The sequence below is a fragment of the Flavobacterium magnesitis genome (assembly GCF_041729735.1).
GTDB classification, from domain to species: domain Bacteria; phylum Bacteroidota; class Bacteroidia; order Flavobacteriales; family Flavobacteriaceae; genus Flavobacterium; species Flavobacterium magnesitis.
This window is the reverse complement of sequence record NZ_JBCFQK010000004.1, coordinates 181,851-203,738: the sequence shown is the minus strand read 5'-3', so window position 1 is coordinate 203,738 and position 21,888 is coordinate 181,851. Positions and strand designations below refer to the sequence as shown.

Here is a 21,888-nt window from a genome sequence, read left to right as displayed (position 1 = left end):
AAATTTACTTTTTTATACTAAATTCATAAAATAAAAGCATACTAATTGAATCGCAAAAAACGTAGTTTAAAAAAATTGTATTCTTAAAAAACTATCTTTCCAATTTGATAATTCACAAACAAGGCCATCAAATTGATTAAAAAAACCACAATACACTCACAGTCAATTCATTAAAAAATTGATAAAAATAATATGCTTTTTAAACTTTTTTAAAACAAGTTAATTTAAGTCCATACTATTTTTATTATAAAACTTTAGCTTTTGGTCAGAAAATATAATCGAATAATATTTTAAAAAAAAAATGAAAAAATATTTTACATATCAAAAATTTTATATCTTTGCCTCGAATTAATAATTAACCTTTTATAATAAAGTAAGATGAAAAAAGTATTTTTAAGTTTAGCTGTTGTTGCTGTTTTAACTGTTGTTTCTTGTAAAAAAGCTGAAGCTCCTGCTGAAGAAGTAGCTGTTGATACTACTGCTGTAGTTGTTGATACTACTGCTGTAGTTGTTGATTCAACTACTACAACTACTGACACAACTGCTGTTGAAGAAGCTCCAGCTGCTGAGTAATTTTTAAATTACAGTAAAAAATAAGCCGTTCACATTGTGACGGCTTTTTTTTGACCTATACTCAACAAACAAATTCTAATTTAAAAACAACCAAACAGTTTAATCCATAAACTCAAAATCGTTGTTAGCAAAGTCTAAAATTTCTGCTTTAGATCCATATTTCACTATTTCATCAATTCCTTTCTGAACCATCAGTTCTGTACTGTATTTTCGACTTACAGCCACAACCCTACCATCAACTACAACTCTAAAGAAAAACTTCCCCTTAGACGTTTTAAATTTTACATAAGAGCAATTTTCTAGCACAGATCGCAAATACTCCGCATCTGCTTCACAATCCATTCTTAATTCATAAGCATTACTGGTAAAAATAGTTTTCCCTTTTCTAGAAGTAAACTCAAATTTATAATCTCCGCTAAATCTTTTACTAATAACAAAAGTTCCCATATTTTTCCTTATTAAACAAAAAAAAGGTTGTTCAAAAGAACAACCTTTTAAACTAAACCTATTTTTTTTTATTTAGTTACAGTCGTTGTTGTTGGTGAGTAAAGACCAAAAGTCAAACCACCTACTAACATATTCACAAAAGAATGTCTTGTATGAACATTGTAGTCTTTAGCATCTCCAGCCATAGCCTTAGAATCTGAAACTCCTACTGGTGCTAAACCACCAATAACATAGTGATTCCATTTTGTAACTTTTTGTTGCCCTTGAGCCCCATTACCCACAACACTAGTATAAGAGTAACAAGATGTTAACAAAACAGCAGCTGCAAAAACTACAGACAAACGAGTAAACATTTTTTTCATTTTTTATTATTTTTAATTGGTTAATAATTAACACGAAAATACATAAAAAATAAATCAAAAAAAATTTTACTTAAAATATTTACAAAAAAAAGCTCCAAACATTAGTTTGAAGCTTTCTTTGTACTCAGAGCGGGACTTGAACCCGCACGAACATTGCTGTTCACTGGATTTTAAGTCCAGCGTGTCTACCAATTTCACCATCCGAGCATGATGTGATTTCGAGCGAAAAACGGGGCTCGAACCCGCGACCTCGACCTTGGCAAGGTCGCGCTCTACCAACTGAGCTATTTTCGCATTTTCAATCGTTAAAAAGAACCGCGATACTTGTTCCGTATTGCGGATGCAAATTTAAGACCTTTTTTCGATTACACAAGTATTTTTTGAAAAAAAATTTGACATTTACACTAAGCTTTTGATTTGCTTTACTTTAAAAATAAAAAATTATTTTCTGGTCAGCATTCTCTTAATTTCATTCAGTTTCATCAAAGCTTCTACAGGTGTAACTGAATTGATATCAATGTTTAAAATCTCTTCCTTTATCTCTTCCAGCAACGGATCGTCTAAGTTAAAGAAACTCATTTGCATCTCTTCTTTTTCGGATTTTATTCCGTTTAACGCATCACTAGAATGATCTTTCTCTAATTTCTTTAAAATCTTTTGGGCTTTTAAAATCACAATCTGAGGCATTCCTGCCATTTTTGCCACATGAATTCCAAAACTATGTGCACTTCCGCCTTTGACTAATTTTCGAATAAAAAGCACCGTATCTTTCAATTCTTTGACAGAAACATTATAATTCTGAATTCGACTCAAAGATTCACTCATTTCGTTCAATTCATGATAATGGGTTGCAAACAAAGTTTTCGGTTTAGAAGGATGTTCATGCAAAAATTCGGCAATAGCCCAAGCAATCGAAATTCCATCATAAGTACTCGTTCCTCTTCCAATTTCATCCAACAAGACTAAACTTCTATCAGAAATATTATTCAGGATCGAAGCAGTTTCATTCATTTCGACCATAAAAGTCGATTCACCCATCGAAATATTATCACTCGCTCCTACTCTGGTAAATATTTTATCCACCACGCCCATTTTTACACTATCGGCTGGCACGAAACTTCCCATTTGAGCCAACAGCACAATTAAAGCCGTTTGACGCAAAATAGCTGACTTACCCGACATGTTGGGCCCAGTAATCATAATTAATTGTTGCGTTTCTCTATCTAAGAAAACATCATTAGCAATATAAGGAACACCTACAGGCAATTGTTTTTCGATAACAGGATGCCTTCCGTTTTTAATATCCAATTCAAAAGTTTCATCCAGTTCTGGACAAATATATTTGTTCTCAATAGCCAATTGTGTAAAAGAACACAAACAATCCAGTTGCGCTACCAAATTAGCGTTCAACTGAACTGGTTTGATATAAGTTGCAATCCAAGCCACTAATTGCTCGAACAATTCTGTTTCTATTTTGTGAATTTTTTCTTCCGCACCAAGAATTTTAGCTTCGTAAACTTTTAGTTCTTCAGTAATATAACGCTCGGCATTCACCAAAGTTTGTTTTCTAATCCATTCAGTAGGAACTTTGTCTTTATGCGTATTCCTAACTTCGATATAATAGCCAAAAACATTATTAAACGAAATTTTCAAAGAACTAATTCCCGTTCTTTCCGATTCTCTGGCTTCAATTCCTTCCAAGAAATCTTTCCCAGATGTAGAAATAGCACGCAATTCGTCTAACTCTTCATTTACTCCTTTAGCAATAGCATTTCCTTTAGCAATAGCCACAGGAGCATCCTGATTTAAAGTTGTTTTTATTTTTTCGCGCAATAATTCGCAACTATGCAAACTATCTCCAATTACTTTTACAGCTTCTTGCGGACTTTCCAGCGCCAAGATTTTTATTGGAATAATAGCATCTAATGATTCTTTTAAATAAACTACTTCACGAGGTGACACTTTTCCAGCGGCAATTTTCGAAATTAAACGCTCTAAATCGGAAATTTGTTTAACCTGATATTGTATTTTTTGCAACACCTCTTGATTTTCTTTCAAATAAGAAACCACATCATGACGGCCTTGTACTTTTTTAATATCTTTTAGTGGCAATGCCAACCAACGTTTTAACAAACGACCACCCATTGGCGAAAGCGTTTTATCAATAACATCCAGAAGCGTAACTGCATTAGGATTATAACTGTGATACAATTCGAGATTTCGTATTGTAAATCGATCCATCCACACATAAGCATCTTCGGCAATTCGTTGGATGGCTGTAATGTGTTGCACTCTGTTATGCTGCGTTTCGGACAAATAATATAAAATAGCTCCCGAAGCAATAATTCCTTCTTTCAAATCTTCAATTCCAAAACCTTTTAAAGAAACAGTCTGAAAATGTTTGGTCAACGTTTCAAAAGCATAATCTTCTTTGTAAACCCAATCTTCGAGATAAAAACAATGGTAATCATCTCCAAAATTTTCCTTGAAATCATTTTTATTATTCTTTTGAATTAAAACCTCAGATGGGCTAAAATTCTGCAATAATTTATCAATATATTCGGCATTTCCCTGAGCCGTAAGAAACTCTCCCGTAGAAACATCCAAAAAGGAAATCCCTATTGATTTATTTGTAAAATAAACAGAAGCTAAAAAGTTATTGGTTTTAGATTGCAAAACCTCATCGTTCATAGAAACTCCTGGAGTTACTAATTCGGTCACCCCGCGTTTTACAATGGTTTTAGTCATTTTAGGATCTTCCAGCTGATCGCAAATGGCCACGCGAAGTCCTGCTTTGACTAATTTTGGCAAATAAGTATTAATCGAATGATGTGGAAAACCAGCTAAAGCAGTTTCAGTTTCAGAACCTGCTCCACGTTTAGTTAAAGTAATTCCTAATATTTTTGATGCCCGAATGGCGTCTTCTCCAAATGTTTCATAAAAATCGCCAACCCTAAACAATAAGCAAGCATCAGGATACTTTCTCTTTATCTCATTGTACTGCTTCATTAATGGGGTTTCCTTAACTACTTTATCTTTAGATGCCAATTTATTTCGTTTTTAATTTATTAGAAAATGCGAAAGCGAATTTAAAAATTTTATAACGAATAACTATCACTTCAAAAATTAAAAGCATTTTTAAGGAAAAATTAAGGCATTGGCATGATTTTTTCTTTAGTTTTGTTCTATAAAACTAAATTTCAACAAAATGAAAAAAATAATTTTACTTGCAGGACTAATTGTTTTTGGAATTACTACTTCTAAAGCACAAGAAACTACAAAAAAAATCAAAGCAACAGCAGCTACAAGCGCAGCAAAAGTTAACGGAGCTGGGATGGTTTTTGTAAATGAAACTATTGACTACGGAACAATTGCTCACAATGCTGATGGAAAACGTGAATTTGTTTTTACAAACAATGGAAACAAACCTTTAATTATTACTAACGCTGTAGGTTCTTGTGGATGTACAGTACCTTCAACTCCAAAAGAGCCAATTGCTCCAGGAGCTAAAGGAGTAATTGGTGTAAAATATGCAACTGACAGAGTGGGTGCTTTTACTAAAACAGTAACTGTAACTTCTAATGCTGCTGGACAACCAACAAAAACTTTAACTATCAAAGGAACAGTCCTTGGAGATGACAAAAAGAGTTAATTTTAAAATTACATAATACCTTAAGAGCTTCCTTTTGCTACAATCGGAAGCTTTTTTTATTCGAATAAATGCCATTATTAAAAATGAGAAAATTAGAAAACAGCGAGTTAGAAAGAAAATCAATTGCAGACTTTAAAAAATCAGAAAAAACACCTCTTATTTTAGTATTAGACGATGTACGCAGTTTGCACAATATTGGTTCAGTATTTAGAACGGCTGATGCTTTTTTGATTGAAAAAATATATTTATGTGGAATTACCGCAACACCACCAAACAAGGAAATTCACAAAACAGCCTTAGGCGCAACCGAAACCGTAACTTGGGAACATAATGAAAGTGTACTCGATACGATAGCTGCTTTAAAACAAGAAGGAGTAATTACTCTTGCTATTGAACAAGTAGAAAGCGCTGTTTTTCTACAAAATTTTGAAGTCGAAAAAAATCAAAAATATGCATTGGTTTTTGGAAATGAAGTTCATGGTGTAGCTCAGGAAGCTGTAGCCTTATGTGATGGTTGTATCGAAATTCCTCAATTAGGAACAAAACATTCTTTAAATATTTCGGTTAGTGCAGGAATTGTAGTTTGGGATTTATTTCAAAAAATGAATTGGTCAAAATAACTCCATATTCAAAAAAATAATACTTTTATAATATGATAAACAAGATTTTACATATTTTAACACTAGTATTATTTTTCACAAATCAATCCTATACTTTAGCTGCCGCATTGATTGATCCTCCAACAATAACTGCCGATGGAGGCGAAATATATTGCCCAAACACCTATCATAAGATTGCCACAAATGTTAGCATAACGCATGATCCTTCAGAAACGAGTACAGATGCAATTTACATTCAAATAGCTTCTGGATACGTTAACGGACAAGACATACTAAAACTAAATGATGCTTTTACAACAGCACATTCTGAAATAACAAGTTTTTTTAACGTAGCCCAAGGAAAACTAAAAATATACAGTACAACAGCCAGTCTATTACCTTATACTGATTTTATAGAAGCTATAAAAGCAGTCGAATTTTACAATTCATCTCCTACAGCAACTGGATCCAGAAGTTTTTCTATTAATATTGGAAGAGGAGAACTCAGTTATTTACCTAGAAATGGACATTATTACGAATACGTTCCAGCTTTTGGAATCAATTGGACAAGAGCCAAAAACGAAGCTTCTACTAGAAGATATTATGGTTTACAAGGTTACTTAGCTACTTTAACAGCCGCAGATGAAGCTCAATTAGCTGGAGAACAAGCACCAGGAGCAGGGTGGATTGGAGGAAGCGATGCCGAAACAGAAGGCGTATGGAAATGGGTTACTGGCCCCGAAGCCGGAACAACTTTCTGGATTGGAGCAACCAATGGGTACGCAACTGCTCCTTACTATTATGCAAATTGGAACTCTCCTAATGAGCCCAACAACACTACAAATAGCAACAAACCCAATGGCGAAGATTACGCCCACATCACTTCTCCAGCTGTTGGACGATTAGGGACCTGGAATGATCTTCCTGAGCAAGGAGATCCGGCCAATGTTATTAATTATCACCCTAGGGGATATATTGTAGAATATGGCGGAATGCCAGGCGATCCTGATTTACAACTTTCGGCAAGTATAACCATTCATATTCCAGAAATTACAAGTACTACTACAGCTTCTCGATGTGAAACAGGTACTGTAACTTTACAAGCTACAGCTACAACTGGAATAATTAGTTGGTATGATTCTCCTACTGGTGGAAGTCCATTAGCAGCTGGAAATAATTTCACAACACCTTCTTTATCAAGCACCGCATTTTATTATGTTCAAGTTTCTGACTGCGAATCTACAAGAGTAAGAGTTACAGCAACCGTCAACATCATCCCCACCTTAAACGTTGTCGACAACATAGTTCCTCTATGCGAATCAGGCAGCATCACCTTGAACGCAACAACTGATGTTGGTACTATAAACTGGTATGCTTCATCAACTGACAGCAGTATTTTAGGTTCTGGAAATCAATTTACCACACCTACAATTACACAAAACACTACCTATTACGCCGAAGCCGTTAATAATGGTTGCACATCAGGCATTCGAACTCCAATAAACATTGTCGTATATTCTTCGCCAGATGTTAATGACGAAGAAATTTCCTTTTGCCAAGAAAGCAATACAGAACTTGATGCAGGCTTAACAGGAATGCGTTATCTATGGTCAACAGGAGCAACATCACAAAAAATCACGGTTAATAGCGGAGGAATCTATACCGTAGACGTTACAAACGAAAATAATTGTAGCAGCCGAAAAATCATCAATCTTACCGAACACACTATTCCTGAAATTAATTACATCGATGCCAACGAAACCACTGTAGTTGTTTATTTAAAAAAAGAAGAACCCTATTTTGAATATTCAATTGATGGAACTAACTATCAAAATTCTAATGTGTTTTTTAATGTTCCAAGTGGTTTACAGACAGCTTACGTTAGAGAAATCAATTCCTGCGGAATAGATACTAAAGATTTCATAGTATTAACTGTTCCAAAGTTTTTCACTCCTAACAATGACTCTTACAATGATCGCTGGGAAATAAATGGATTGAAATTTTATCCAAAAGCTTCGGTAACTATTTTTGATCGCTATGGAAAATTAATTAGTATTTTAAATAGCAATAATCCTAGTTGGGATGGAACTTATCATAAAATTATGCTTCCTGCTGATGATTATTGGTATATATTAAAAATTGATGATTCAGGTACTGAAAAACGAGGTCATTTTTCTTTAAAAAGATAAACTAACTATTGATCCTCTTTTGAATTTCGTCTAAAACAAAAAGATAATCCGATTGATTATTCACAAAATCCCTATTAGTCACATCAATAATTAAAACATTCAAATTAGTCTGAGAATCCAAATAAGACAAATACCCATTATTGATTTTTTCCAAATAGTCAACTGAAATTTCTTGTTCGTAATCCCGGCCTCTTTTCTTAATATTTTTTAATAATTGCTCTGGATTTTGCATTAAATAAACGTACAAATCGGGTTTTGGAATTTCTTTATAGATTATATCAAAAAGGTTATTATACAATTGATATTCTTCTTCTTCCAATGTAACTTTTGCAAAAATCAGCGATTTAAAAACATGATAATCGGCTACTAAAATATCATTTTGCAAATCATGTGAAGCTAAATTTTCTGAAAGTTGCTGGTAACGATCTACTAAAAACGATAATTCTAACGGAAAAGCATAACGCTCCTGATTTTTGTAAAATTTAGCTAAAAAAGGATTCTCAGCAAACCGTTCAAAAAGCATTTTCGTATTAAAATCTTCGGCAATTTTTGTAGCTAATGTCGTTTTTCCTGCCCCAATATTCCCTTCAAAAGCAATATAGAATCCTTTTTTAAAAGAAGATTGTTCTAATGGATTTTCTAAATCTGCAACAGCAACACACTCTCCTGTATCCGAACAATTTTCGACCAATTCTGAAATTGTCATCTTAAAAATGGGATGTATCCAATTTATTTTTAAATCCTGAAAAGGAAGCAAGACAAACTTTCGATTTTGCATTAACGGGTGTGGAACTGTAAGCGTTTGGGTTTCGATAATAGCTTCATCAAAAGCAATCATATCGATGTCTATAATTCGAGATTGATATCCGCTTTCATTTTTTCGAATACGACCTAATTTTTGTTCGATTGTCAGCGCTTTCAAAAGCACTTCTTCAGCCGAAAGATGGCTGTGCAAAACCAAGGCACAATTGTAAAAAGCATCACTATCAAATCCCCAAGCTGCGGTTTCATAAACTTTAGAAACCTGAATTACCGTACCTATTTCCTGATGTAACAATGCAATACAGTGTTTTATTACTTCAAGGCGGTTGCCTTGATTACTGCCAATGGATAAAATAACCTGATGTTGTGCTTTCATATTAAGCACAAATTAACTAAGAATTTTATAAATAGCAATATATTTGCAAAAAGTACCCGTATTCGAGTTCGACAAAAAACAAGAATGTGGTTGCTTTTATCCTCAAAATCAAAGCATCGTATTATGAAATTTTTAAGCAATGTAATCGCTACTGTTGTAGGTCTGTTTGTGTTTTTAATGTTATTTTTTTTCGGAATCATTTTTATCGCAGTGCTTTTTGGTGGCGATAGCAATGGAGCAGCTCTTAAAGATAATTCTGTAATCGAATTAAACCTTAAAGATGTCAAATTTGATTATGCGGGAAAATACAAAGACCCCTGGATGAGCTTTTTTTCGGAAGAAAAAAACATTGGTTTGACTGATATAATCAATGCCATTGATGTAGCTTCGATAGACGACAACATCAAAGGAATTTCTATTTTAAACAACAATTCCCAGTTAGGAATGGCGCAAAGCAAAGATTTGCGTAATGCCTTAGAAAATTTTAAAAAATCAGGAAAATTTGTCATGGCTTACGCCAATAGTTATTCGCAAAAAGAATATTACCTAAATTCCGTTGCCAATAGCATTTATTTGAATCCTGTGGGCGATTTGGATTTCAAAGGATTATCTTCTGAAATTATGTTTTTCAAAGATTTACAGGAAAAAACAGGCGTAAAAATGGAAGTGCTTCGACATGGAAAATACAAAAGCGCCGTAGAACCTTTCTTAGACAATAAAATGAGCGAGGCTAACAGAGAACAAACCTCAGAATTATTGCAATCCATTTGGAATTCTGTTTGTGTGGAAATTTCGAAAAGTAGAAATATTTCGACTAGTAAATTAAACGAAATTGCCAATGGTTTATTAGCCAGAACTCCCGAAATGGCGAAACATCATAAACTAATCGACCAAATTGCTTATGAAGATGTATATCACAACGACATTAAAAAAGCACTAAAAGTAAAGGCTGATAAAGAGTACAACAAAATCTCCATCAATGATTATACTAAAAAGATGATCACAACTTCTATTGTTGCTGAAAGCGATGATAAAATAGCTATTATTTATGCTCAAGGCGAAATCCAAAGCGGTGAAGGCGATGTAAATACTATTGGCGAAGGTTCAATGCGTCGTTCTCTAAAAGAAGCTCGCAAAGACAAAAAAGTAAAAGCCATTGTTTTACGAATTGATAGCCCTGGAGGAAGTGCTTTAACTTCCGATTTGATTTGGAGAGAAGTGGAATTAACTAAAAAAGTGAAACCTGTAGTGGTTTCTATGGGAAATTATGCTGCTTCTGGCGGTTATTACATTGCTTGTAATGCCAATACTATTTTTGCTCAAAATAACACGATTACAGGTTCCATAGGCGTTTTTGGGATTCTGCCTAATTTCAATGAACTTACAAAAAAGGTTGGAATTAACGTGGAACAGGTCAATACGAATAATAATGCAGCTGGTTATAGTCCTTTTGTCCCATTAGACGAAAACTTTAAAGCCGTTACACTTGAAAGTATTGAGCACATCTATAAAACCTTTGTAACTCACGTTGCCGAAGGTCGAAAAATGAATTTTACAGCCGTAGATTCTATTGCTCAAGGAAGAGTTTGGTCGGGTTCAGAAGCTTTAAAAATAGGTCTTGTGGATAAAATTGGCGGATTGAATGCGGCGATTGTAGAAGCTGCTCGTTTGTCTAAAACTCAAAATTACACTACTAGAAACTATCCTGAATATGAAAAAGATTTGGATGATATGCTTTCCCGTTTTCCTTTTGGTAGTACCAAACAAAATATCATAGAAGAAGAAATTGGCATTGAAAATTACCAATTATTACAACAAGTAAAAAAGTTCCAATCCCGAAAAGGAGTACAAGCCATTATGCCTTTTGAAATTTCGATTTATTAAAAAACAACTAAAAAAATATTTTCCAAGTCCGTTTGAGTTGCTCTCAAACGGACTTTTTTTATAGCATGTAAACCCATGATCAGCCTGATAAAATATAAGATATTATGAAAATATTATAAAGTTCTTATAGGTCAATACGTTATTTTTGTGATACATTACCTTTTAGAAACGAAAATTTCATCACCATGTTTAAAAAAACAATTATCATCACCGGAGCTATCTTCCTTTTATTAATAGGATCGTTATTTGCCATTCCTTATTTCTTTAAGGATCAAATCAAAGCTAAAATCATTAGTGCTATCAATCAAAAAGTAGATGCTAAAGTAAGTTTTGCCGATGCCGATTTAAGTTTGTTTAAAAACTTTCCAAATGCTAATGTTACTATCGAAAAATTAGCCATCATTAACAAAGCTCCTTTTGAAGGAGATACTTTGGTTTCATTAGGCGAATTGAATTTGAAAATGTCAATAAAAGAACTTTTTAAAGGAGATAACGAACCTATGAATATTGACGGAATTAGTTCTAAAAATGGATTAATCAATATTATCTTCAACAAAGACGGCATTGGTAATTATGACATTGCTATAAAGGATGATAAACCCTCCACTGATGACTCAAAAAGCAAACCACTTGCTTTAAACATTAAGAATTACAAAATAGAAAATTTTCAATTTCGATATTTTGATGAAAGTTCGAAAATAAAAATGCTCATCGACAGCCTGAATCATGAAGGAACAGGCGATTTTGCTGCTTCTAAATTAGATTTGGATACCAAATCTACAGCTAAAATAAGTCTGGATATGGACAAAGTGAATTACATGAACCATGTTGCTTTCACACTGGATGCTGTTTTAGGAATTGATTTAGAAAATAGTAAATACACTTTCAAAGAAAACAAGGCTTTAATCAATCAACTACCATTAGCATTTGATGGATTTATTCAAATAGTCGATGCAGGTCAGGAATACGATTTAAAATTTAAAACACCAACCTCTTCGTTTAAAAACTTCTTAGGTGTTATCCCGGCGGCTTATGCGGCTAATTTAGATAATGTAAAAACTACAGGTGATTTTTCTATTGTTGGTTTTGCTAAAGGATTGTATTCAGATACTACCGTACCAAAATTCAATGTCGAAATTGCTTCTAACAATGCTTCTTTTCAATATCCTGATTTACCAAAATCAGTACAAAATATTGTTATTGATGCTAAAATCATCAATCAAACTGGGACTTTAAACGATACTTATGTCAATTTAGACAAACTTTCTTTCCGTATCGATCAGGATGTTTTTAATGCCAAAGCCAATATTAAAAACATTACCGAAAACGCACTGGTTGATGCTATGCTAAAAGGAACCATCAACTTAGCCAACCTATCAAAAGCTTATCCTATAAAATTAGACAAACCTTTAAGCGGAATTTTAAAAGCCGATGTGACTACCAAATTTGATATGCAATCAGTAGAAAAAAGCCAATACCAAAATATTGATAATGCAGGTACGATGAGTTTGTCTGGGTTTAAATATACAGATGAAAACGGCAAATCGATGAATATTAGCAACGCTGCCATTGCATTCAATCCATCAAGAGTAAACTTAAAACAATTTAATGCTTCGACAGGAAAAAGTGATTTGAGCGTTACAGGAGTCTTAGAAAATTTCTATGGTTTTCTATTTAGAAATCAAAACTTACAAGGAAACTTCAACCTGACATCCAACCAATTATCTGTTGATGACTTTGTAACTTCAGAAAATGAAACCCCTAAAACAGAAGCTAACAAAACAGTTTCTAAAAACACGAACGCTAAAAAAACGGAAGCAATGAAAATTCCAGCGTTTTTAGATTGTACGCTTACCGCAAAAGCCAATACGGTTTTGTATGACAATTTAACTTTGAAAAATGTTTCGGGAAAACTTACCATTAAGGACGAAAAACTCACAATGGAGAATGTTAAAACTTCTATTTTTGGTGGTTCTATCGGATTAAATGGTGATGTATCTACTAAAGGAAAAACACCGACTTTTAACATGGATTTAGGTTTAACCGAATTAGATATTGCACAATCGTTCACTCAATTAGACATGCTAAAAAAATTAGCACCTATTGCAGGAGTTGTTAATGGTAAAATCAATTCTACGATCAAATTAAAAGGAAATTTAGATGCAAACGAACTTACTCCAGACTTATCGACCATCACGGGAGATTTATTAGGACAGTTTCTATCTACTACTATCAACTCTAAGAATTCAGCTTTATTGACAGCTTTAAGTTCAAATATTAAATTTTTAGACCCAAGCAAAATCAATTTAAACAATTTAAAAGCCGCAATTTCTTTTCAGGACGGAAAAGTAAACGTAAAACCTTTTAATATCAAATATCAGGATATTCAAGCCAACATTGGTGGAACACATGGTTTTGACCAAAGTATGAATTACAACATCAAACTAAATGTACCCGCAAAATATCTTGGAACGGACGCTAATAATTTAATTTCAAAATTATCAGCTTCTGATGCTCAAAAACTAGAAAGCATTCCTATTAATGCCATGTTAACAGGTACTTTTTCGAAACCTAAAATCTCAACTGATCTAAAAACTGCTGCTACTAATTTAACGAATCAGTTGATTCAGCAACAAAAAACAAAATTAGTCAATAAAGGAACTTCTGCTTTGACCGATCTTATCAATAAAAATAAAAAAGCCGGAGATACCACTAAAACAACCGTTCCTGCAACCAAAGTGGAAGCTCAGGAAAAAGCAAAAGAAGAGGTAAAATCAAAAGCTAGTGATTTATTAAACGGCTTATTCAACAAAAAGAAAAAAGTAGTAGATACTACTAAAGTGAAATAAATTTTATCTCTATAAAAAAAGGATGGTTTCTACTTAACTTAGAAACCATCCTTTTTTTATACCAAAATCTGTACTATATACCCTTCTGACCCTCGGATATTAAAAACGGTTCCATCTTCAAACAACAAATACTGTCCTTTTATTCCAGTTAATTTCCCTTGAAAATGAGGTGTTTTGTCTAAACTTAAACTCTTTACTTTTGAAGGAAATTGTAAAACAGGATATTCCATTTGGTACAAATCATTTTTATCTAAATAAAAATATTCCTGAGCCTCAGCAGGAATTAAATGCTGCAATTTAAATCGTTCAGCAACCAAATCCACTGCTTCTATATCATTGGTTAGCATTTTACGCCAATTGGTTTTATCTGCATAATGATTTTTTAAAGCCACCTCAGTAATTCCAGCTAAATACCGATTAGGCACTTCTACAATCGAAATGGCTTCATTAGCGCCCTGATCAATCCATCGGGTTGGAACCTGAGTTTTACGTGTCACCCCTACTTTTATTTCGCTAGACAAAGCCAAATAAACAATATGAGGCTGCAATTGCACTTTTTCTTCATAAACCAAATCTCTATCTGCAATTCCTAAATGTGCGGTACTCAACTCGGGTTTCATAATCCAATCGCCCACAGCCGCACTGGAGTAAAAACAATCATAACAAAAACCTTGTCGGAATATTTTTTTCTTTTTTCCACAATTCAAACATTGAAATCCTACAAAACTAATCTCGATATTTTTGTCCAAAAGCTGGTTTACATTCAAAAAACTATTTTCAAAAACCAAATAATATTGAATTGGTTTTCCGTATTCGGTTTCCATTTTTGTAAGTACTCCTTCGTATTGCATTAAGTTTGAATTTTAAAAGTTTGATGTTTCGTAAATTTTCCTATTTTTGGTAAAGTTATTACTCCTAAGGTAAATTTCATAACCCTATTTTTTTAAAAATGCCAATACAATTAATCAATTCATTTGCCTCATGGGTTTTAAAACAACGAATCCATCAGATTGAACTTTTCGTGAAGTATCCAAATGAGGTTCAGGAAGAACTACTTATGAATTTAATTGCTTCCGCAAAAAATACGGTTTTAGGCAAAGAATACGATTATGCTTCGATTCATTCTTATGCTACTTTTGCAGAAAGAATCCCGATTTCTACCTATGAAGAATTGCAACCTTTAATTGAAAGAACACGCCAGGGAGAACAAAATGTTTTTTGGGAATCATCCATAAAATGGTTTGCTAAATCTAGCGGAACTACTAATGCCAAAAGCAAATTCATTCCTGTAAGCAATGAAGCCTTAGAAGATTGCCACTACAAAGGCAGTAAAGATTTATTGTGTTTGTATTTGAATAATAACGAAAACTCAGGGCTTTTTACTGGTAAAAGTTTGCGTCTGGGCGGAAGCTCTCAAATTTATGAAGACAACAATAGTTTTTTTGGTGATTTATCAGCTATTTTAATCGAAAACATGCCTATCTGGGCTGAATTCAGTAGCACACCATGCAACAAAACTTCGTTAATGAGCGAATGGGAATCTAAAATGGCAGCCATCATTAATGAGACCAAAAGAGAAAATGTAACCAGTTTTGCTGGAGTTCCATCGTGGATGTTGGTATTAATGAATAGAATACTTGAAGAAACGGGCAACGGAAATTTATTTGAAATCTGGCCTAACCTCGAAGTATATTTTCATGGTGGTGTGAGTTTCAATCCGTACCGCGAACAATACAAAAACATACTTCCTAAAAAAGAATTCAAATATTACGAAATATACAATGCCTCTGAAGGATTTTTTGCCATTCAGGATCAAAATCACTCCAGTGATTTATTACTGATGCTGGATTATGGAATTTTCTACGAATTTATTCCAATGGATACTTTTGGCACACTAAATCAAAAAACAATCCGCCTGGCTGATGTAGAATTGAATAAAAACTACGCTGTAGTTATTACTACTAACTCGGGATTATTCCGTTATTTAGTGGGAGATACGGTGCGTTTTACTTCTTTAAATCCTTACAGAATTAGAGTGAGTGGAAGAACCAAACATCATATTAATGTTTTTGGTGAAGAATTGATGGTCGAAAATACCGATCAAGCCTTATCCAAAGCCTGCCAAATTACTCATTCCGAAATAGTGGATTACACCGTTGCTCCAATTTTCATGAAAGAAAAAGAAAAAGGAGCACACGAATGGATCATTGAATTCAAGAAAAAACCGGATGATATGGCTGTTTTCCAACAAGCTCTGGACGAAACTTTACAATCTCTAAATTCCGATTACGAAGCCAAACGCTACAACAACATGACACTAAATCCTTTAGTGATTAATGTAGCCAGAGAAAATTTATTTTATGATTGGTTAAAAGACAACAATAAATTAGGTGGTCAACACAAAATTCCAAGATTATCAAACGAAAGAGATTATCTGGAACAGTTGAAAAATATGAATATCAAAATCGCTATTTAATCAACTTAAAATCAGACTATTTAATTCTGAAAATTAATATCTCAATATAGGAATATTTAAATTTTTGTTTTATTTTTATTACAAAATTTAAAATCTATGAACAATAATTTCCATTCCTGATGAAATCATAACGAGCAAAATTTATTTAATTAGGATTCAAAAAGTGATGATTGATAAAGATTTAGCTGAACTTTATACTGTAGAAACCAAACAACTCAAAAGACAAGTCCGCAGAAATATAGAACGATTTCCCGAAGATTTTATGTTTGAACTTAGTGAACAAGAATTTGAAAACTTGAGGAGCCATTTTGGCACCTCAAATTGGGGAGGAACTCGATATTTACCTATGGCGTTTACTGAACAAGGAGTTGCAATGCTTTCAAGTGTATTAAACAGTCCAACAGCCATTAAGATGAAATACAAATTATTCGTGTGTTTACCAGAATAAGAGGAATTCTTAGTGATACAATGAGTATAAAACTTGAAATTGAAGAAATCAAAAAGAAACTGACCAATCATAGCAAAAACATTGAACTCGTTTTTAATTATTTAGATGAATTAGTTGACAAAAAGGAAAATACAGCACCAAGAAAGAAAATAGGCTATAAGAACAATTAATTTTATAAAAAAACCTTAACTCACTGAACTAAGGTTTCTTTACTATTTACAAAAAAATTATTCTTCTAAAATCTTTTTCAAATTTACTAAGTTTTGAGTTTGCGCATCGGTGATAATTTTTTTACCAATCAGCGACATTAAATTCATCGGATAAGTAGAATGTCCGTAAAACTCAGCCGTAACTTTAGTCTGAGTTTCTGAAACTGCCTCAACTATTGTTGCTGCTTTATCATCGCCTTTCATTGGTCTTTCAAAATGCAAATCAACGTCAATTCGTTCATCAGAAACAGCTGTAATTTGCTGCGAGCCTTCGCCTACATTATCATCTTTACTATTCCAGGAAGCTTTAAATCCCACTGTGCCATCAGTACCTTGATAATCCATAACAACATTAGGATCTTCCATCATCCAGACACTATACCTTTCTTGATTTTTAATATTTTTTACATACTCAAAAACGGCTGGTTTTGGTTTATTTACTACTGTCGAAACGGAAACGGTATAATCATTTGGTATAAACAAAGCGACTACTAAAAGCAGAGCAATGAAAACCAGAATTCCAATTATTATTTTTTTGATAATTTTCATATTTATTGTTTTTGGTTTTCATCAAAATTTACCATCCAATTTATCCCGAATTTATCAGCAAACATACCAAAATAAGCGCCCCAAAAAGTGTCACTCATCGGCATATAGGCATTTCCTTCTGCTGACAATTCATTAAAAACTCTATCTGCTTCACTCCTGCTTTCTACATTGATAGAAATAGAAACATTGTTTCCAAAAGCGACATCTCCACTTGCCGAATTACTGTCACTTCCCATCAAAAAAACCGAACCAATGGGTAAACAAACGTGCATGACTCTATTTCCTTCCTCTTCGGATAATTCAGGATTATTGTCGCCCGGAGGCATCTCTTTGAACTTTCCCATATATGGAATTTCACCTCCAAAAACGGATTGATAAAACAAAAAAGCTTCTTCGCAATTACCATTAAAAATTAAATACGGATTGATTGTAGCCATAATTTTTATTTTTTAATTAACTAATATACATTACTTTACAATTTCTTTAAAAATACAATTTTAAATTAAAATCCATAAAAAAACCTTAATTCAATTAAGAACTAAGGTCATTTTAATAAATATCCTTTGAGTCTTAAATTTCGTCCATCATATCAATATGTCTATCATGGTATCCTAATAAATACAAAACACCATCAAGACCCAAACTCGAAATAGAAGTAGCTGCGCTTTCTTTTACCGTAGGTTTAGCATGAAAAGCAATTCCTAATCCTGCCAGATTAATCATCGGCAAATCATTCGCTCCATCGCCTACAGCAATAGTTTGATTAATGTGAATTCCTTCTTTTTCAGCAATAGCTTGTAAAAATTCGGCTTTCTTTTGACCATCAACAATGTCGCCAATATAGTTTCCTGTTAATTTTCCGTCTTTAATTTCCAATTCATTAGCGTGAACATAATCAATCCCTAATTCTTTTTGTAAATAATGACCAAAATAGGTAAACCCTCCAGACAAAATAGCGGTTTTATAACCATAATATTTTAAGGCTTTCATCAATCGGTGTGCACCTTTTGTTATTGGCAAATTGATCGCCACATTATGCAACACATCTTCACTCAAACCTTCTAACAAAGCCATACGTTTCTTGAAGCTTTCGCTAAAATCAATCTCACCGTTCATTGCCGATTCTGTAATTGCTCTTACTTGTTCACCAACTCCTGCCAACTCGGCTAATTCGTCGATTACTTCCGTTTGAATCAACGTAGAATCCATATCGAAACACACTAAACGTCTGTTTCTTCTATAAATATTATCTTCCTGGAAAGAAATATCCACATCTAAAGTTCTAGAGATAAGCATAAAACTAGCCGTCATGACTGTCTTATCTACAATTTCTCCAGAAACTGACAATTGTATACAAGAACGAGGATAAACTTCTGTTTCTACAATAGATGTTCTTCCTGTTAACCTTTTAATAGAATCAATATTTAGGTTTTGGTCTGACATTATTTGAGCAACTGCAGCTAGTTGAGATGCCGCTAATGTTTCGCCTAAAATATTAATAATGTAACGTTGTTTTGATTGGGCTTTTACCCAATTTTCGTAATCAGCAACTGTAATTGGAGTAAATTTTACTTTAATTCCCAATTCATACGCTTTAAACAACAAATCTTTTAAAACTGGTGCAGAAGAAGAACCTGCTTCAATTTCGAACAAAATCCCTAACGAAAGTGTATCGTGAATATCAGCCTGACCGATGTCTAAAACAATGGCATTATAGGTCGCCAACACTGATGTTAAACCAGCCGTCACCCCTGGTTTATCCTGACCAGAAACTTTTAATAAAATAATCTCTTTATCCTCAATTGCCATTTTTAATCTATATTGATTTTAGAAGCGACAAAAATCGACAATCTATTGCTGATATAAAAGAATATTGAATGGTTTTTTGAAAAGAAAAAACATAAAAAAAATCTATGGCTTTGAAAACAATACAACGGATATAGTTCTAAATCAGAACAATCTATTTTTACTATGTTTTTAATTTTCTGCTAGTTCTTTTACTTTCTCTAAACCTTTGGGAAAAGCTTCTTTAAAATAATCAATATGTTTTTCGATAACATCAACCATAGAAGTCAAAATAACGAATTCGCCGTCTGGATTTAATTTATAAGTTTCCATATATCCGCTCCACTTTTTAGTTTCTTCATCAATTGGCAATTCTTTGAAATCCTTTATTTCTCCAATATGCTTAAATGCCATATATTCATTAGGGATTTTGGTTTCGATAATACTGTTCATTCCTTCACCATTTGGTGACATAAAATGTATTTTATCGCCTTCGTTCCAATCGCTCACTGCATATGAACCTTCGCAAAAAGCACTTGTCCACTTTCTGTAGGTTTCATCATTCCATAAAACGGACCATACTTTTTCGGCAGTAGCCTTAATTCTAATTGTAAATTCTAATCTTTCCATATCTTATTAATTTAAGTGATTTACTAAAATTTATAAATACAATATTCCAGCAATGATCATCTAAATAAGCATAACCTTTTACCTCATTTTACTGGTAAATTAATCTAAACTTAATTTGTCATTGCTTTAATTTAAATTGAACTTTCTACATACTTTTTAAAATTATCTAAAATAGCCTGCCAACCTCCACGCTGCATTTCTTCTGAATTTTCAGCTTCCGGATCAAAATTTTCTATTATTTCTACACCGCTTGAAGTTTCTTTGAAAGCAATTTCTACCTTTCTTCCGTCTGCCATAACATATTCAATGGCTTCATTTGGTTTCACTAAAGTATATTCTCCTTCAAAATCAAAACTCATGCTACCATCTTTAGCTGCCATAGTCGATTTGAATTTTCCTCCAGTTTTTAAATCATTTTCCGCATAAGGTGTATGCCAGTCTGGAGACGCAAAACTCCATTTTGTAATATGTTCTGGCAAAGTCCAAAATTCCCAAACCTTACTTATTGACGCATTAACTGTTGTTTTTATTGTTATCATCATTGATTATTTTAAATTAAATTCACATCAATTTGGAATTTGGCTTTCATCTGCAAAAAATATTTCCCAATGATGTCCATCAATATCCAGAAACGTGCGTTGGTACATCCAACCGTAATCCTTTGTTTCCATATACTCTGTTTCTCCAGCTTTCACTGCTTTTGTGATGATTTCATCTACTTGTTCCCGGGTTTCAACAGATATTGCAATAAGAACTTCACTTGTAGTATCTGTATTACAAATTTGTTTGTTTGTAAATGTGCTATAAAATTCTTCTACTAAAAGCATTGCATTTATATTTTTACCTATAATTAAACAAGTTGCTTTTTCATCCGTATATTTTGGATTGAATGAAAAACCCAATTGTGTAAAAAATGCAACTGACCGATTTAAATCCCTAACGGGAAGATTCAGGAAAATTTGTGTTTTCATATTTTATAAAATTATAAATTATTTAAAGCAAATTTAAAATTTCAAAACCAACATTAAACTACAATAAAAGCCAACTTTAGGGTCATTTAAGACAAAATGAATATCTTCGTAATACTGTAAAATAAAAATTATGAGCAAGAAAGTAGGTTTGATTGTCCCTTACGATTATAAATTATTAAGTATTGCAGCGATTTTAGAAGTTTTTGAAACGGCTAATAAACTACATCAGGAAACCGAAAAACCTTTCGACATTATGATTTTCCAATCAGAAGAACAAATTATTGAAAAACAACTTTTTGGATATGAAGTACAGCCCATAGAATCTTCAGATATCAATTTAAATCTGATTTTGATTCCCGCATTTACTACCGATAATATGAGTACAATGATTGCCAGGAATAAAAAATTTATTCCTTGGTTACAAAAACAACATCAGTCAGGAGCGGAATTGGCTAGTTTTTGTACAGGTGCATTTTTGTTTGCGGCTTCTGGATTGCTCAATGAAAAACTGGCAACGACACATGTGGATGCCTGCAGTGCTTTTACAAAAGCTTTTCCATTGGTAAAATTAAAACCAGAAGAAACCTTAACTGCTGATGGAAGTCTGTACACCAGTGGCGGATCTACGTCAACATTTCATTTGTTGATTTTATTGGTACAAAAATATTGCGGAAACGAAATTGCTGTACAAATTGCAAAGATATTTTCTATCGATTTAAATCGGTATAAACAAAGTTATTTTAGTACATTCAGACCCAATCATTTACACAATGATGCATTAGTAGCCACACTCCAGCAAAAAATTGAAAACCAATACAGTACAATTGAAAAACTGGAAGAAATAACAAAAGACATTCCCACAAGTGCCCGAAACATGACACGAAGATTTAAACAGGTCACTGGAATTCCGCCAATTGAATACCTACAAAATATTCGAATTGAAAGTTCCAAGAAATATCTGGAACAAACCCAGCTTTCGATTTCTGAAATTATCGAAAAAACAGGCTACAATGATCCAAAAGCTTTTAGAAAAGTGTTTTATAAAATGGTAGGAATGAAACCTATTGAATACCGGGAGAAGCTTAGGGTTAAGTAATTTTTTAAACATAAATTTCATTTTTGTAAAA

Annotated in this window: 21 protein-coding genes and 2 tRNA genes; 10 read left to right on the top strand and 13 right to left on the bottom strand. The window is 33.1% G+C overall.

What is annotated here, in order from left to right; translation table 11 throughout:
* The first annotated feature begins 378 nt into the window (after window positions 1-378).
* Entirely contained in the window at window positions 379-573 is a 195-nt protein-coding gene (locus AAGV33_RS04870) for a hypothetical protein (RefSeq protein WP_373390823.1), read from the top strand.
* Between the two features lie 99 nt (window positions 574-672).
* On the opposite strand, the gene AAGV33_RS04865 is transcribed toward AAGV33_RS04870, so the two are convergent.
* From AAGV33_RS04865 to mutS, 5 genes are all read right to left on the bottom strand, one after another.
* Window positions 673-1,020, bottom strand: a complete 348-nt coding sequence (locus tag AAGV33_RS04865) for a DUF1508 domain-containing protein (RefSeq protein WP_373390822.1) — start codon at window positions 1,018-1,020, stop codon at window positions 673-675.
* Window positions 1,021-1,088: 68 nt separating this feature from the next.
* Window positions 1,089-1,382 (bottom strand): Bor family protein, encoded by a 294-nt coding sequence (locus tag AAGV33_RS04860; RefSeq protein ID WP_373390821.1) that lies wholly within the window; start codon window positions 1,380-1,382, stop codon window positions 1,089-1,091.
* 121 nt (window positions 1,383-1,503) lie between these two features.
* Window positions 1,504-1,589, bottom strand: a tRNA-Leu gene (locus AAGV33_RS04855).
* A 14-nt stretch (window positions 1,590-1,603) separates the two neighbouring features.
* A tRNA-Gly gene (locus tag AAGV33_RS04850) sits at window positions 1,604-1,676 on the bottom strand.
* Window positions 1,677-1,823: 147 nt separating this feature from the next.
* Window positions 1,824-4,430, bottom strand: coding sequence for a DNA mismatch repair protein MutS (gene mutS / locus AAGV33_RS04845; RefSeq protein WP_373390820.1), 2,607 nt, complete (start codon window positions 4,428-4,430; stop codon window positions 1,824-1,826).
* 160 nt (window positions 4,431-4,590) lie between these two features.
* Here mutS and AAGV33_RS04840 point away from each other — a divergent pair, with 160 nt between their 5' ends.
* From AAGV33_RS04840 to AAGV33_RS04830, 3 genes are all read left to right on the top strand, one after another.
* On the top strand, window positions 4,591-5,034 hold the full coding sequence (locus AAGV33_RS04840) for a DUF1573 domain-containing protein (RefSeq protein ID WP_373390819.1): 444 nt from the start codon (window positions 4,591-4,593) through the stop codon (window positions 5,032-5,034).
* Between the two features lie 83 nt (window positions 5,035-5,117).
* Complete coding sequence (locus tag AAGV33_RS04835) at window positions 5,118-5,654, top strand: RNA methyltransferase (RefSeq protein WP_373390818.1); 537 nt, start codon at window positions 5,118-5,120, stop codon at window positions 5,652-5,654.
* Between the two features lie 32 nt (window positions 5,655-5,686).
* Window positions 5,687-7,822, top strand: a complete 2,136-nt coding sequence (locus tag AAGV33_RS04830; protein ID WP_373390817.1) for an Ig-like domain-containing protein — start codon at window positions 5,687-5,689, stop codon at window positions 7,820-7,822.
* A 1-nt stretch (window position 7,823) separates the two neighbouring features.
* On the opposite strand, the gene folK is transcribed toward AAGV33_RS04830, so the two are convergent.
* Entirely contained in the window at window positions 7,824-8,960 is a 1,137-nt protein-coding gene (gene folK, locus AAGV33_RS04825; protein WP_373390816.1) for a 2-amino-4-hydroxy-6-hydroxymethyldihydropteridine diphosphokinase, read from the bottom strand.
* Between the two features lie 123 nt (window positions 8,961-9,083).
* On the opposite strand from folK, the gene sppA reads away from it, so the two are divergent.
* Together sppA and AAGV33_RS04815 are read left to right on the top strand one after the other, a co-directional pair.
* A complete protein-coding gene (gene sppA / locus AAGV33_RS04820; protein ID WP_373390815.1) occupies window positions 9,084-10,844 on the top strand; it encodes a signal peptide peptidase SppA in 1,761 nt (586 codons plus the stop codon).
* A gap of 185 nt (window positions 10,845-11,029) precedes the next feature.
* Window positions 11,030-13,693, top strand: a complete 2,664-nt coding sequence (locus AAGV33_RS04815) for an AsmA-like C-terminal region-containing protein (protein ID WP_373390814.1) — start codon at window positions 11,030-11,032, stop codon at window positions 13,691-13,693.
* 56 nt (window positions 13,694-13,749) lie between these two features.
* Here AAGV33_RS04815 and AAGV33_RS04810 read toward each other — a convergent pair whose 3' ends face one another.
* Window positions 13,750-14,544, bottom strand: a complete 795-nt coding sequence (locus AAGV33_RS04810; RefSeq protein WP_373390813.1) for a DUF2797 domain-containing protein — start codon at window positions 14,542-14,544, stop codon at window positions 13,750-13,752.
* Between the two features lie 98 nt (window positions 14,545-14,642).
* Between AAGV33_RS04810 and AAGV33_RS04805 the strand changes: the two genes are divergently transcribed.
* From AAGV33_RS04805 to AAGV33_RS04795, 3 genes are all read left to right on the top strand, one after another.
* Window positions 14,643-16,169 carry a GH3 auxin-responsive promoter family protein gene (locus tag AAGV33_RS04805; RefSeq protein ID WP_373390812.1) on the top strand — a complete coding sequence of 509 codons (1,527 nt, stop codon included), beginning with the start codon at window positions 14,643-14,645 and terminating at the stop codon, window positions 16,167-16,169.
* Window positions 16,170-16,335: 166 nt separating this feature from the next.
* Window positions 16,336-16,617 carry an ORF6N domain-containing protein gene (locus AAGV33_RS04800; RefSeq protein WP_373390866.1) on the top strand — a complete coding sequence of 94 codons (282 nt, stop codon included), beginning with the start codon at window positions 16,336-16,338 and terminating at the stop codon, window positions 16,615-16,617.
* A gap of 20 nt (window positions 16,618-16,637) precedes the next feature.
* On the top strand, window positions 16,638-16,787 hold the full coding sequence (locus AAGV33_RS04795) for a hypothetical protein (protein ID WP_373390811.1): 150 nt from the start codon (window positions 16,638-16,640) through the stop codon (window positions 16,785-16,787).
* A gap of 57 nt (window positions 16,788-16,844) precedes the next feature.
* Here the strand turns inward: AAGV33_RS04795 and AAGV33_RS04790 are convergent, their stop codons facing one another.
* From AAGV33_RS04790 to AAGV33_RS04765, 6 genes are all read right to left on the bottom strand, one after another.
* On the bottom strand, window positions 16,845-17,375 hold the full coding sequence (locus tag AAGV33_RS04790) for an SRPBCC family protein (RefSeq protein ID WP_373390810.1): 531 nt from the start codon (window positions 17,373-17,375) through the stop codon (window positions 16,845-16,847).
* A 2-nt stretch (window positions 17,376-17,377) separates the two neighbouring features.
* A complete protein-coding gene (locus AAGV33_RS04785; protein WP_373390809.1) occupies window positions 17,378-17,812 on the bottom strand; it encodes a VOC family protein in 435 nt (144 codons plus the stop codon).
* Between the two features lie 133 nt (window positions 17,813-17,945).
* Window positions 17,946-19,184 (bottom strand): phosphoserine phosphatase SerB, encoded by a 1,239-nt coding sequence (gene serB / locus AAGV33_RS04780; RefSeq protein WP_373390808.1) that lies wholly within the window; start codon window positions 19,182-19,184, stop codon window positions 17,946-17,948.
* A 168-nt stretch (window positions 19,185-19,352) separates the two neighbouring features.
* Window positions 19,353-19,790: an SRPBCC family protein gene (locus AAGV33_RS04775; protein WP_373390807.1), complete on the bottom strand. Its 438-nt coding sequence runs from the start codon at window positions 19,788-19,790 to the stop codon at window positions 19,353-19,355.
* A gap of 131 nt (window positions 19,791-19,921) precedes the next feature.
* On the bottom strand, window positions 19,922-20,329 hold the full coding sequence (locus tag AAGV33_RS04770) for an SRPBCC family protein (RefSeq protein WP_373390865.1): 408 nt from the start codon (window positions 20,327-20,329) through the stop codon (window positions 19,922-19,924).
* A gap of 27 nt (window positions 20,330-20,356) precedes the next feature.
* Window positions 20,357-20,761 carry a VOC family protein gene (locus tag AAGV33_RS04765; protein ID WP_373390806.1) on the bottom strand — a complete coding sequence of 135 codons (405 nt, stop codon included), beginning with the start codon at window positions 20,759-20,761 and terminating at the stop codon, window positions 20,357-20,359.
* A gap of 130 nt (window positions 20,762-20,891) precedes the next feature.
* Between AAGV33_RS04765 and AAGV33_RS04760 the strand changes: the two genes are divergently transcribed.
* Window positions 20,892-21,857, top strand: a complete 966-nt coding sequence (locus AAGV33_RS04760) for a GlxA family transcriptional regulator (protein WP_373390805.1) — start codon at window positions 20,892-20,894, stop codon at window positions 21,855-21,857.
* Window positions 21,858-21,888 lie beyond the last annotated feature (31 nt).